The organism is Rhodococcus sp. NPDC003318 (assembly GCF_042879035.1).
Taxonomy (GTDB): domain Bacteria; phylum Actinomycetota; class Actinomycetes; order Mycobacteriales; family Mycobacteriaceae; genus Rhodococcus_G.
This window is the reverse complement of sequence record NZ_JBIAOU010000016.1, coordinates 1-12295: the sequence shown is the minus strand read 5'-3', so window position 1 is coordinate 12295 and position 12295 is coordinate 1. Positions and strand designations below refer to the sequence as shown.

The 12295-nt window shown below is 69.9% G+C and carries 10 protein-coding genes; 8 read left to right on the top strand and 2 right to left on the bottom strand.

Annotated elements, in window-relative coordinates:
• Window positions 1–2 precede the first annotated feature (2 nt).
• The 7 genes from argF (at window position 3) to ACFYVR_RS20875 (ending at window position 8220) form a co-directional block, all read left to right on the top strand.
• On the top strand, window positions 3–944 hold the full coding sequence (gene argF, locus ACFYVR_RS20905; protein ID WP_387476702.1) for an ornithine carbamoyltransferase: 942 nt from the start codon (window positions 3–5) through the stop codon (window positions 942–944).
• A gap of 74 nt (window positions 945–1018) precedes the next feature.
• Window positions 1019–1498 (top strand): arginine repressor, encoded by a 480-nt coding sequence (locus ACFYVR_RS20900; RefSeq protein ID WP_387476859.1) that lies wholly within the window; start codon window positions 1019–1021, stop codon window positions 1496–1498.
• 86 nt (window positions 1499–1584) lie between these two features.
• Complete coding sequence (locus ACFYVR_RS20895) at window positions 1585–2784, top strand: argininosuccinate synthase (protein WP_387476700.1); 1200 nt, start codon at window positions 1585–1587, stop codon at window positions 2782–2784.
• Window positions 2785–2786: 2 nt separating this feature from the next.
• A complete protein-coding gene (argH, locus tag ACFYVR_RS20890) occupies window positions 2787–4208 on the top strand; it encodes an argininosuccinate lyase (RefSeq protein WP_387476698.1) in 1422 nt (473 codons plus the stop codon).
• Between the two features lie 76 nt (window positions 4209–4284).
• Window positions 4285–7257 (top strand): AMP-binding protein, encoded by a 2973-nt coding sequence (locus ACFYVR_RS20885; protein WP_387476696.1) that lies wholly within the window; start codon window positions 4285–4287, stop codon window positions 7255–7257.
• Window positions 7258–7311: 54 nt separating this feature from the next.
• Window positions 7312–7527 carry a Trm112 family protein gene (locus ACFYVR_RS20880; protein WP_387476694.1) on the top strand — a complete coding sequence of 72 codons (216 nt, stop codon included), beginning with the start codon at window positions 7312–7314 and terminating at the stop codon, window positions 7525–7527.
• A 75-nt stretch (window positions 7528–7602) separates the two neighbouring features.
• Window positions 7603–8220, top strand: a complete 618-nt coding sequence (locus ACFYVR_RS20875) for a DNA-3-methyladenine glycosylase (RefSeq protein WP_387476857.1) — start codon at window positions 7603–7605, stop codon at window positions 8218–8220.
• Window positions 8221–8230: 10 nt separating this feature from the next.
• On the opposite strand, the gene ACFYVR_RS20870 is transcribed toward ACFYVR_RS20875, so the two are convergent.
• Window positions 8231–9157, bottom strand: a complete 927-nt coding sequence (locus ACFYVR_RS20870; protein WP_387476692.1) for a LysR family transcriptional regulator — start codon at window positions 9155–9157, stop codon at window positions 8231–8233.
• A 504-nt stretch (window positions 9158–9661) separates the two neighbouring features.
• Window positions 9662–10591: a TauD/TfdA dioxygenase family protein gene (locus tag ACFYVR_RS20865; RefSeq protein ID WP_387476690.1), complete on the bottom strand. Its 930-nt coding sequence runs from the start codon at window positions 10589–10591 to the stop codon at window positions 9662–9664.
• Window positions 10592–10818: 227 nt separating this feature from the next.
• On the opposite strand from ACFYVR_RS20865, the gene tyrS reads away from it, so the two are divergent.
• On the top strand, window positions 10819–12093 hold the full coding sequence (gene tyrS, locus ACFYVR_RS20860; protein WP_387476688.1) for a tyrosine--tRNA ligase: 1275 nt from the start codon (window positions 10819–10821) through the stop codon (window positions 12091–12093).
• The last annotated feature ends 202 nt before the right edge of the window (window positions 12094–12295 follow it).

Genomic DNA, 12295 nt, shown 5'->3' with positions numbered 1-12295 from the left:
CGATGTCACCCACACACTTCCTGCGTGACGACGACCTCACACCGGCGCAGCAGGCCGAGGTCCTCGACCTCGCCGCGGAACTGAAGAAGAATCCCTACGCCAAGCAGACGCTCGCCGGGCCGCGGGCGGTCGGGGTGATCTTCGAGAAGAACTCCACCCGCACCCGCTTCTCCTTCGAGGTGGGCATCGCGCAGCTCGGCGGGCACGCGGTCGTCGTGGACGGGCGCAGCACCCAGCTCGGTCGCGAGGAGACACTCCAGGACACCGGCCGAGTCCTGTCCCGCTACGTCGACGCCGTCGTGTGGCGCACGTTCGGCCAGAAGCGGCTCGAGCAGATGGCGTCGGGCGCGACGATCCCGATCGTCAACGCCCTGTCCGACGAGTTCCACCCGTGCCAGGTGCTGGCGGACCTGCAGACACTGCGTGAACGCAAGGGCGAGCTGAAGGGACTGAAGCTGACGTACCTCGGCGACGGCGCCAACAACATGGCGCACTCGCTGCTGGTCGGTGGTGTCACCGCCGGTCTCGACGTCACCATCGCCTCGCCCGCCGGTTTCGCGCCGCTGCCGTGGGTCGTCGACGCCGCCCGCGCCCGCGCCGCCGAGACCGGGGCGTCGATCACCCTCACGGACGACCCGCACGCCGCGGTCGCCGGTGCGGACGCGCTCGTCACCGACACCTGGACCTCGATGGGGCAGGAGAACGACGGCCTCGACCGGGTCGGACCGTTCCGCCCGTTCCAGATCAACGCGGCACTGCTCGCGAAGGCCGCACCGGACGCGATCGTGCTGCACTGCCTGCCCGCACACCGTGGCGAGGAGATCACCGACGAGGTGCTCGACGGACCGCAGTCGGTGGTGTGGGACGAGGCGGAGAACCGGCTGCACGCGCAGAAGGCGCTGCTGGTGTGGCTGTTCGAGAACCAGGACCGGGACCTGCCGTGACCACCGCCCGCGCCGGGCAGCCGAAAGAGGACGCCGCGCAGCCCCAGGTCCCGGCCGCCGCGCAACCGAAGGCGCTGGCCGTGGCCCAGACCCGCGCGGGCAGGCAGGCACGCATCACGGCGCTGCTGTCGGTGCACGAGGTACGCAGTCAGCCGGAGCTGGCCGCGCTGCTCGCGGCGGAGGGCATCGAGGTCTCCCACGCGACGCTCTCCCGTGACCTCGAGGAACTCGGCGCGGTGAAGCTGCGCGCCGCCGACGGCGGGGCCGGCGTGTACGTGGTGCCCGAGGACGGCAGCCCGGTGCGCGGCGTGTCGGGCGGCACCGACCGCCTCTCGCGGCTGCTCGGCGAGCTGTTGGTGTCGACCGACGCGAGCGGGAACCTCGCAGTGCTGCGCACCCCGCCGGGGGCCGCGCAGTACCTCGCCAGCGCCCTCGACCGGGCGTCGCTGGCCGAGGTTGTGGGAACCATCGCCGGGGATGACACCATTCTCGTCGTGGCCCGCGAACCGCTGACGGGTGCGCAGCTCGCGGAGAAGATCGAAGATCTCGCCTGACCGGGGTCCTGCGTGACCGGCCGATCGACCCCGGCGGGACAATGAACACAGTCGAAGAGTTACAACCCAAAAGGAGCACACAGACCATGGCTGAACGCGTCGTACTCGCCTACTCGGGCGGGCTGGACACCTCCGTGGCCATCAGCTGGATCGGCAAGGAGACCGGCAAAGAGGTCGTCGCCGTCGCCATCGATCTCGGCCAGGGTGGCGAGGACATGGAGGTCGTGCGTCAGCGTGCCCTCGACTGCGGTGCCGTCGAGTCCGTCGTCGTCGACGCCCGCGACGAGTTCGCGAACGAGTACTGCCTGCCCACCATCCAGGCCAACGCGCTCTACATGGACCGGTACCCGCTGGTGTCCGCGATCAGCCGTCCGCTGATCGTCAAGCACATCGTCGAGGCCGCCCGCGCGCACGGTGGCACCGTCGTCTCGCACGGCTGCACCGGCAAGGGCAACGACCAGGTCCGCTTCGAGGTCGGCTTCGGCGCCCTCGCGCCCGACCTCGAGGTCATCGCCCCGGTCCGCGACTACGCGTGGACCCGCGAGAAGGCCATCTCCTTCGCCGAGGAGAACAACATCCCGATCAACGTCACCAAGCGTTCGCCGTTCTCGATCGACCAGAACGTGTGGGGCCGCGCCGTCGAGACGGGCTTCCTCGAGGACCTGTGGAACGCCCCGACCAAGGACGTCTACGACTACACGCAGGACCCGACGCTGAACTGGAACAGCCCCGACGAGCTGATCATCAGCTTCGAGGCAGGCAAGCCGGTCGCGATCGACGGCAAGCCGGTCACCGTCCTCGAGGCGATCCAGGAGCTCAACAAGCGCGCCGGCGCCCAGGGCGTCGGCCGTCTCGACGTGGTCGAGGACCGCCTCGTCGGTATCAAGAGCCGCGAGATCTACGAGGCCCCCGGAGCGATGGTGCTCATCACCGCGCACCAGGAACTCGAGCACGTCACCCTCGAACGCGAGCTCGGCCGGTACAAGCGGCAGATGGAGCAGCGCTGGTCGGAGCTGGTCTACGACGGCCTGTGGTTCTCGCCGCTCAAGGAGGCCCTCGACACGTTCGTCGCCAAGACCCAGGAGAAGGTCACCGGCGACATCCGGCTGTTCCTGCACGGCGGCGCGATCACCGTCAACGGCCGGCGCAGCTCGCAGTCGCTGTACGACTTCAACCTGGCCACCTACGACGAGGGCGACACCTTCGACCAGTCGTACGCGAAGGGCTTCGTCAACATCCACGGCCTGTCCTCCAAGGTCGCGGCCAAGCGGGACCTGGGCCTGTAACGATGTCGGCTCACGGCACCAACGAGGGTGCACTGTGGGGCGGCCGGTTCGAGTCCGGACCGGCCGCCGCCATGGCGGCCCTGAGCAAGTCCACGCACTTCGACTGGGTGCTCGCGCCCTACGACGTGCGGGCGTCGAAGGCGCACGCCAAGGTGCTGCACGCCGCCGGACTGCTCGGTGACGACGACCTGGCGACGATGCTGGACGGCCTCGACCGCCTCGGCGCCGACGTCGCCACCGGGGCGTTCACGCCCGCGGAGTCGGACGAGGACGTGCACGGTGCGCTCGAGCGCGGCCTGATCGACCGGGTCGGTCCCGAGGTCGGCGGCCGACTGCGGGCCGGCCGGTCCCGCAACGACCAGGTCGCGACGCTGTTCCGGATGTGGCTGCGGGACGCGGTCCGCCGCATCGCGGCCGGGGTGCTCGACGTCGTCGACGCGCTCGCCACCCAGGCGTCGGCGCACCCGGACACGGTGATGCCGGGCAAGACGCACCTGCAGGCCGCGCAGCCGGTACTGCTCGCGCACCACCTGCTCGCGCACGCGCACCCACTGCTGCGGGACGTGCAGCGGCTGGCGGACTTCGACAAGCGGGCCGCGGTCTCGCCCTACGGGTCCGGGGCGCTGGCCGGCTCGTCGCTGGGGCTGAACCCGGACGCGATCGCCGCCGAGCTCGAGTTCGACTCCGCGGCGGACAACTCGATCGACGCCACCTCGTCGCGCGACTTCGCGGCGGAGGCGGCGTTCGTCCTCGCGATGACCGCGGTCGACCTGTCCCGGATGGCCGAAGAGGTGATCATCTGGAGCACACCGGAATTCGGGTACATCACGCTCGCGGACGCCTGGTCCACCGGGTCGTCGATCATGCCCCAGAAGAAGAACCCGGACGTCTCGGAACTGACCCGCGGCAAGGCGGGACGGCTGATCGGCAACCTCACCGGTCTGCTCGCCACTCTCAAGGCACAGCCGTTGGCGTACAACCGGGACCTGCAGGAGGACAAGGAGCCGGTTTTCGACTCCGTCGCCCAGCTCGAACTGCTGCTGCCCGCGATCACCGGACTGGTGTCGACTCTCGAATTCCACCCGGACCGGATGGCCGAGCTCGCACCGGCCGGATTCACCCTCGCCACCGACATCGCGGAATGGATGGTTCGTCAGGGTGTCCCGTTCCGGATCGCGCACGAGGCGGCGGGTGCCTGTGTGCGGGTCGCCGAGGCCCGCGGTGTCGGGCTCGACGAGCTCACCGACGCGGAGCTCGCGGCAGTGGATCCGGCGCTGACTCCCGCGGTGCGGGACGTCCTGACGGTGCAGGGGTCGATCGCCTCACGTAACGCGCGAGGCGGCACGGCCGGTGTACAGGTCGCGCGTCAGCTCGACGGGGTCCGTGAGTCGGCGGCACGACTCCGGAACTGGATCGGCAACTGACGGATTCCGTCGCTGCGCGCGCGACTATGGTTCTCTGTGCCGGTGGAGGCCGGTCGACGAGTTTGGGGGCGCGCCAGTGAGTTGGTCCGAGGTTCTGAACGGTTCCGTGCGCCGCGTGGTCGCGACCGTGCAGAACGGTCTCGAGGTCGTCCGGTTGGGCGGCCTCGAGACCGAGGCGCGCCCGTCGGAATTCCGGATCGTCGAGCGGGAGCCGATGTACCGGCTCCGGCGCTACTTCGCCGACGAGCAGGCGACACCCCCGGGCCCGCCGATCGTGCTGGTGCCGCCGATGATGATGTCGGCGGACGTCTACGACGTGACGCAGGACCAGGGTGCCGTCGGCATCCTGCACGGCATGGGCCTCGACCCGTGGGTCGTCGACTTCGGTTCACCGGCCACCGAGGAGGGCGGCTGGAAACGCACCCTCGCCGACCACATCGTCGCCATCAGCGACATCGTCGACCGCGTGCACCAGCACACCGGTCAGGACGTCCACCTGAGCGGCTACTCACAGGGCGGGATGTTCGCCTACCAGGCCGCCGCGTACCGACGCTGCAGGCACATCGCGTCGATCATCACCTTCGGCGCCCCGGTCGACACCCTCGCGGCCCTGCCGTTCGGGATCCCCGGCGACATCGCGGCGCCCGCCGCGGACTTCCTCGCCGACCACGTCTTCACCCGGCTGTCCATCGCCGGGTGGATGGCCCGGACCGGGTTCCAGCTCCTCGACCCGGTCAAGACCGCCAAGTCGCGGCTCGAGTTCCTGCGTCAACTCCACGATCGCGAGGCCCTGCTCCCGCGTGAGCAGCAGCGCCGCTTCCTCGCCGCCGACGGCTGGGTCGCCTGGTCGGGCCCGGCGGTCGCGGAGTTGCTCAAGCAGTTCGTCGTCCACAACCGGATGGTGTCCGGTGGCTTCGTGATCGGCGACCGTCCGGTGTCCCTCGCCGAGGTGACCTGCCCCATCCTGGCATTCGTCGGAGAGGTCGACGACATCGGACAGCCGACCGCGGTGCGCGGTATCCGGCGTGCCGCCCACAAGGCGGAGGTTTTCGAATCGACCCTCCGCGCAGGGCATTTCGGCCTCGTGGTCGGCTCGCAGTCCGCCTCGCAGACCTGGCCTACGACCGGTGCGTGGGTTCGGTGGCGGACCGGCAGGGGGCCACGACCGGACGGCATCGCCGAGATGTCGTACGAGGACCTGCCCGACGACCAGACCGGGGTCTCGGTCGCCGACCGGCTGCTGCACACCGGGACCTCGATCGCCGAGGTGGGTGTCGGGGCGATCAGGGGCATCATCGAGGCGGCCGGGCAGGCGGTGCGTGGCAGCCGCGAACTGACCGCGGAGGCGACGCGCGCATTGCCGCGTCTGGTCCGCCTCGGGCAGATCCAGCCGCACACGACCATCTCGCTCGGGAAACTGATCGCCGAGGCAGGCGACCGGAACCCGCGCGGCGAGTGCTTCCTCTTCGACGACCGTGCCTACACGAACGCCGCGGTCAACGCCCGGATCGACAACGTGGTCAAGGGTCTCGTGGCGTCCGGTGTCCGCCCGTCCACTCGCGTCGGGGTCCTGATGGAGACGCGGCCGAGCGCGCTCGTCGCGATCTCCGCGCTCTCCCGTCTCGGAGCCGTGGTCGCCCTCCTGCCGCCCGGGGAGGACCTCGCCGAAGCGGTGCGGCTGGGCAAGGTCACGATGATCATCGCCGATCCCGACAACCTGCGCACCGCCGAGACGCTCGGTCCTCCCGTTCTCGTCCTCGGCGGCGGCGAATCCCGCATCCTCGACCTCGAACCCGACTCCGAGACGATCGACCTCGAACGGATCCACCCCGATCGGATCCCGGTTCCGGCGTGGTACCGCCCCAATCCCGGGCGCGCCAACGAGCTGGCCTTCGTGCTGTTCGGCCGCGTCGGTGGTCAGGTCGAGGCCAAGCACGTCACCAACCGTCGGTGGGCGCTGTCCGCGTTCGGCACGGCCACCGCGGCCGACCTGGACCGCGGTGACACGGTGTACTCCGTTGCCCCGCTGTATCACTCGTCGGTCCTGTTGGCCACGCTCGGCGGTGCGATCGTCGGCGGTTCGCGCATCGCGCTCTCGCGGGGCCTCGATCCCGACCGGTTCGCGGCCGAGGTGCACCGGTACGGCGTCACGGTCGTCGCGTACACGTGGACGATGCTGCGCGAACTGATCGACAGTCCGGACTCGGCGCTCGACGCGTCGCATCCGATCCGGTTGTTCATCGGATCGGGAATGCCCCGCGGGCTGTGGCTGCGGACGATGAAGCGGTTCGAGCCCGCCCGGGTCCTCGAGTTCTACGCCTCCACGGAAGGCGCGGTCGTGCTCGCCAACGTCTCGGGCGCCAAGCCCGGATCGAAGGGGCGTCCGCTGCCGGGCAGCGCCCCGGTTCGCATCGCCGCCTACGATCCCGTCACCCGCCGTTTCATCGAGGACGAGCACGGACTTGTGCGCGAATGCGCTGTCGGTGAGGTGGGCCTGCTGCTCGGGCAGGCCACCGGTCACGAGACGGTCGACGGTGCGATGCGGGGCGTGTTCGCGGCGGGTGACGCCTGGGTGCCGACCGAACACCTCTTCCGCACCGACGTCGACGGGGACCACTGGTTGATGGACGATCGCAACGCCGTCGTCTGCGCCGAACGAGGCCCGGTCCACGGCGAACCGATCGTCGACGCCCTCGGCACCCTCGACCAGGTGGACCTCGCCGTCGTCTATGCGGTCACGGTCGCCGGCGAGCAGCTCGCCGTCGCGGCGGTGACACTTCGACCCGGTACCGGGGTGACCGACGCGGACCTCGCGGACGCCCTCGGTGATCTGGAGCCGGCGCAGCGTCCGGACCTCGTGCACGTGGTGCCGGAGATCCCGATCAGCAACTCGTACCGGCCCCGGCGCAGCGCGCTGAGGGCGGCGGGTCTGCCGGCGCCCGGCCCGCGTGCCTGGTACCGGGACGGGCTCGAGGGTGGGTACCGCCCACTGACGCGCGCCGTCCTCGCCGACGTGACCGACCACGGCGGTGCGGCGCTCGGCGGCTAGGGCACGGCGGGTAGCCTGGCCCTCGTCCGTGACCCCGACCCGAGAGGACCGTTCGTGGCGCTCGATCCCACCCTGCTGAGCATCCTCGCCTGCCCGCAGGACAAGGGCCCGCTCCTGCTGGTCGACGACGAACTGCTGTACAACCCGCGACTGCGGCGCGCCTACCCGATCGAGGACGGGATCCCCGTACTGCTGACGGACGAGGCCCGCGACGTCACCGAGGCAGAGCACCAGGACTACCTCGATCGCGGAACCGGAACCGTCGACTGATCCGTCCGGGCGACATGACGCCGGACCGGTGCGTGCACAATCGCGGTCGTGACCGAGTTGTCGAGATCGCCGGACCTGTCCGCCGAGGCCCTGTCCGCGGCCGACCCGCTCGGCGCAGCCCACCTGGTGCTGGGGTCGATGCTGTCCGTGGGGCCGGTGCGGCTGCGGATCGTCGAGGTCGAGGCGTACGGGGGAGATGAGTCGGGCCCGTGGCCGGATCGGGCCGCGCATTCCTTCCCCGGCCCCACTGCCCGCAACGCCGTGATGTTCGGGCCGGCCGGTCGGCTGTACGTCTACCTCAGCCACGGACTGCACTTCTGTCTGAACGTCAGTTGCGCGCCGCAGGGGACGGCCGCCGCGGTCCTGCTCCGCGCGGGTGAGGTCCTCGACGGTGAGGTCCTCGTCCGCACTCGCCGCAGTCCGGGTCGCGGTGCCCGCGAATTGGCCCGCGGCCCGGGAAATCTTGGGCAGGCACTCGGAATATCGTTGTCGGACAACGGGGCCGACCTGTTCGACGAGCGTTCGCCGATCCGGTTGAGGCCCGGTCCCGCGGTCCCCGTGGCCTCCGGAGCGCGGGTGGGCATCACTCACGAGGCGGACCGCGCGTGGCGGTTGTGGGATCCGACGTCGAGCGCGGTCTCCGCCTACCGGCGCAGCCCGCGAGCCCCCGCGCCGGGTCGTACCACCTCGTGAATCGGGCCGGTCAGACGGCGACGCCGAGTGGCGTACGGGTGTGGTCCGTGTCGGCGGCGACGCTGTGCAGTTCGTCGACGACGAGCCTGATGTTGGGGTCGCGTTCGCGCCCCTGTCGGACCACCGCGCTGATCGTCCTCGACCCGAGTTGGACACCGTCCACGATCAGGCCCTCGAGGTGTCCGGGTACGGCCATGCGGGGGACGATCGCGGAGGCCGCCTCGGTGGCGGCCAGCATGCACAGGTTCTGCGCGCCGTTCACCCGGTGCTTGACTTTCGGCGTGAATCCCGCGGCCTCGGCGGCGTGCTGCAGCACGGCTCCCAGACCGGAGTTCGTCGGGCCGGCAACCCAGGGACTGTCCGCCAGCGCGGGGAGTCCCCGGGTTCGGATCCGGCCGTGCTGGTCCGGTGGGGCCAGCAGGGTCATCGGCTCGTCCATCAGCGTCTCCTCGATCAGCCCACCGAGCGACAGCGGTGCGTCGAAGCGGTAGCGGCACAGGATGGCCACGTCGAGTTCCCGGCGGCGGAGCAGCCGCAGTGCGGTGGCGGCACGTTCCTGCTGGATCTCGATGTGGAGGTTGGGCTGGCGGAGGCGCAGCCGCGACATCACCGGAGCGGCGAGCATGGCGATACCCATGTTGAACGACGCGACGGCGACGTTGCCGACGATGTCGGAGCGAAATGCGGCGACCGCGCTGGTCGCCTCGTCCAGTGCGGTCACCACCTTGCGGACGTGCTCGACGAGGACGTCACCCGCGCGGGTGAGACCGAGGGTGCGACCGTCGCGCCGGAACAGCACGGTTCCGGCTTCCTGCTCGAGAACCCGCAGTTGTTGGGAAACGGCCGAACTGGTGATCCCGCGCTGCTCGGCGACCGCGGCCACCGAACCGAGATCCGCGAGATCGCAGAGCAACATCATCCGACGGAAGTCCAGCATCAGAGACCCGCCTTCGGGCCGGAGGCGGCGGCTTCGCGCCGGGCGGAGACCGGTGGAGAGACTGCAGACATGACGTCCCCTTCGACGAATGGTCGACAACGGCCACGGTGCGGTGGCCTCGGGTGGATGTGGCGGTGTTGCGCGGCGCGGGTCAGCGGCGACAGGTCGCGCTGCATGCACGCATGAGATCGACATGGCGTCGAGCCACGAGAACCCGGGGAGTCACGGAAGCGCACACTACCCGACGAATTCGGGTGGCCCGCGGTTCGGCGCGGTACCGGTTCGTCTATGGCGGTCAACGAGATTCGCCGGATCGCCGAGGTCGGGGGCCCGCCAGGAGGCGCGGCAGCGGTACGGACGGCAATTCCCGTCACGGTGAGTCCATTGTTGCGGCCCGGTGGTCGGCACGCGCCGCGAACGGCACCGTGCCCCGGCTCGCGGTGGCGCGGGCCGGGGCACAGCCGAGGCGTTCGGTGGGTTGTCCGTGTCGGACGGGTGGACGGGTCAGGCGCCGTGGAACGGTTCGCCCGACACCAGTTCCGACTCGCGCCCGTCCACGCCCCTGGGGACGTCGCCCTCCAGGGTGACGCGATAGAGGACCCGGTCGTGCCCGAGGTGAGCAGCATCGGCGATGGCGAGGTGCGCGGTCGCGCGGTTGTCCCAGAACGCGACGGATCCGGGCTTCCAACGGAACCGGACCGTGTACTCGGTGCGAGTCGCCTCGGACCACAACAGCTTCAGGATGCGCTCGCTCTGGTCGGGGCTGAAGCCGCGAATCTCGCGTGCGCCGCGCGTGAAGCCGGGGCTGACGAACAGCGCCCGCTCGCCGGTTTCCGGGTGGACCCGGACCGCGGGGTGGTAGGCGACGAGATTGGCCTCCCTGATCTTGCGATCGCGTTGGCTGCCTTCCGCGGCCCGGGCCTGGAACTGGTGACGGATGTCGATCCGGTCGGCGAGGTCACGGAGCTCCTGGGGCAGGTTCTCGTACGCCGCAACGAGATTCGTCCATGCGGTGTCACCGCCGTAGGGCGGAAGGATGTCCGCCCGCAGAATCGACGCGGCGGGAGGATTGACCAGGGCGGTGACGTCGGTGTGCCAGCTGTGGTCGTAGGACGTGCGCTTGCGGCCCAGGTTCGTCTCGTACCGGCGACTGTCGATGGGGAGGATCTCGGGGAAGCCCTCCGGCGGGTTCTCCTCGTGCGGGTGCGCCGGGGTCACCCTGCCGAACCGGCGAGCGAAGGCCACCTGCTCGGCGTGGCCGATCTGCTGGTCGCGGAAGAACACGACCTTGTACTTGTTCAGCGCGGCTCGGATCTCGGCGACGGTCGCGTCGTCGAGATCGTCCCGCAGGTCGACACCGGTGATCTTGGCACCGATGTAGCCGGCGAGTGGGACGACGTCGAGTCCGAGTGCCGATTCGGTGATCGTGGTCATGCGCCAGCTCCTTGTGTGGTCGCGGACTGGGTTGTGTGGACTGCAGAGCCGCTGGGGGCTTTGCGATCCCCATGCTGCGACCGGTGACCGCCGCAACCAACAACCTCGCTCTACCCGCTTCCTTCAGCTCGGACTTAACAGCGCGCGCCTTCAGTGCCCCCTCGTCGGGGTGACGGCGGGACAACCGGCTCGAACGGCGCGGTGGCGCGGATGGGATGATCGACCTCGTGACTGAGAACATCATCGACGAACTGACCTGGCGTGGACTCATCCAGCAGTCCACCGATCTCGACGCCCTGCGTCGTGACGCCGACGGTGGTCCGGTCACCCTCTATTGCGGCTTCGATCCGACCGGTCCGAGCCTGCACGCCGGTCACCTCGTTCCGCTCCTGACGCTCAAGCGTTTCCAGCTCGCCGGGCACAAGCCCATCGTGCTCGCGGGTGGCGCCACCGGCCTGATCGGCGATCCCCGCGACGTGGGGGAGCGGACGATGAACTCGGCGGACACCGTCGCCGAGTGGGCCGACCGGATCCGGGCACAGCTCGAACGTTTCGTGTCGTTCGACGGCGACAACGCGGCGATCGTCGAGAACAACATGAACTGGACCGGGAAGCTGTCCGCGATCGACTTCCTGCGCGACCTGGGCAAGCACTTCTCGGTGAACGTGATGCTCGCCCGAGACACCGTCAAGCGGCGGCTCGAGTCCGACGGCATCTCCTACACCGAGTTCAGCTACATGCTGCTTCAGGCGAACGACTACCTGCAGTTGCGCCGCGAACGCGGGTGCACGCTGCAGGTCGGCGGCTCCGACCAGTGGGGCAACATCATCGCCGGTGTCGAACTGAACCGACGTGTCGACGGGGAGTCGGTGCACGCGATGACGGTGCCGCTGGTGACCTCGTCCGACGGCAAGAAGTTCGGCAAGTCCACCGGCGGCGGAAGCCTGTGGCTCGACCCGGAGATGACCAGCCCGTACGCCTGGTACCAGTACTTCGTGAACACCGGCGACGCCGACGTGATCCGCTACCTGCGGTGGTTCACCTTCCTCGGACAGGACGAACTCGCGGAGCTCGAGGTCGAGGTCGCCGAGCGTCCGCAGGCCCGGGTTGCGCAGCGCCGGCTGGCTGCGGAGATGACCACCCTCGTGCACGGCGCGGAGAACACCGCGGCAGTCGAACTCGCCAGTCAGGCCCTGTTCGGCAAGGGTGAGCTCCGCGATCTCGACGAGTCGACCCTGGCCGCCGCCCTCATCGAGGCGTCGGTGGCGCAGGTCCGGCCGGGCGAACCGTCGACGATCGTCGACCTCCTCGTGGCGAGTGGGTTGTCCGAGAGCAAGGGGGCGGCTCGGCGTGCGGTGAAGGAGGGCGGCGCCTACGTCAACAACGCCAAGGTCGCTGCCGAGGACTGGACGCCCGATGCAGCCGACCTGCTGCACGGGCAGTGGCTGGTGATCCGGCGTGGCAAGCGCAACTTCGCCGGCATCCAGCTGGTGTCCGCCTGAGCGGACCGACACCGCTGCGTGTTCTGCAGCACGAGTCCTGGGGAGGGCGCTGTCGTCTCGCGTGATGCGAGAGGCGGCGCCCTCCGTCGTTTCGGGGAGTGCTGTGCGGAGGGTGGTCGGGGTCACATCGGTGTGATTTCGGGGTCCGGGGTGGTGTGGGGGTGGGTGACCTGGGGTTTCGGTGACGGTCGGGTGGTGTGAC

Excerpts from the sequence above, each read along its gene's own strand:
- argF (WP_387476702.1), top strand. The coding sequence starts at position 3 with ATGTCACCCACACACTTCCTGCGTGACGACGACCTCACACCGGCGCAG.
- argH (WP_387476698.1), top strand. The coding sequence starts at position 2,787 with ATGTCGGCTCACGGCACCAACGAGGGTGCACTGTGGGGCGGCCGGTTC.
- ACFYVR_RS20870 (WP_387476692.1), bottom strand. The coding sequence starts at position 9,157 with ATGCTGGACTTCCGTCGGATGATGTTGCTCTGCGATCTCGCGGATCTC.
- ACFYVR_RS20865 (WP_387476690.1), bottom strand. The coding sequence starts at position 10,591 with ATGACCACGATCACCGAATCGGCACTCGGACTCGACGTCGTCCCACTC.
- ACFYVR_RS20895 (WP_387476700.1), top strand. The coding sequence starts at position 1,585 with ATGGCTGAACGCGTCGTACTCGCCTACTCGGGCGGGCTGGACACCTCC.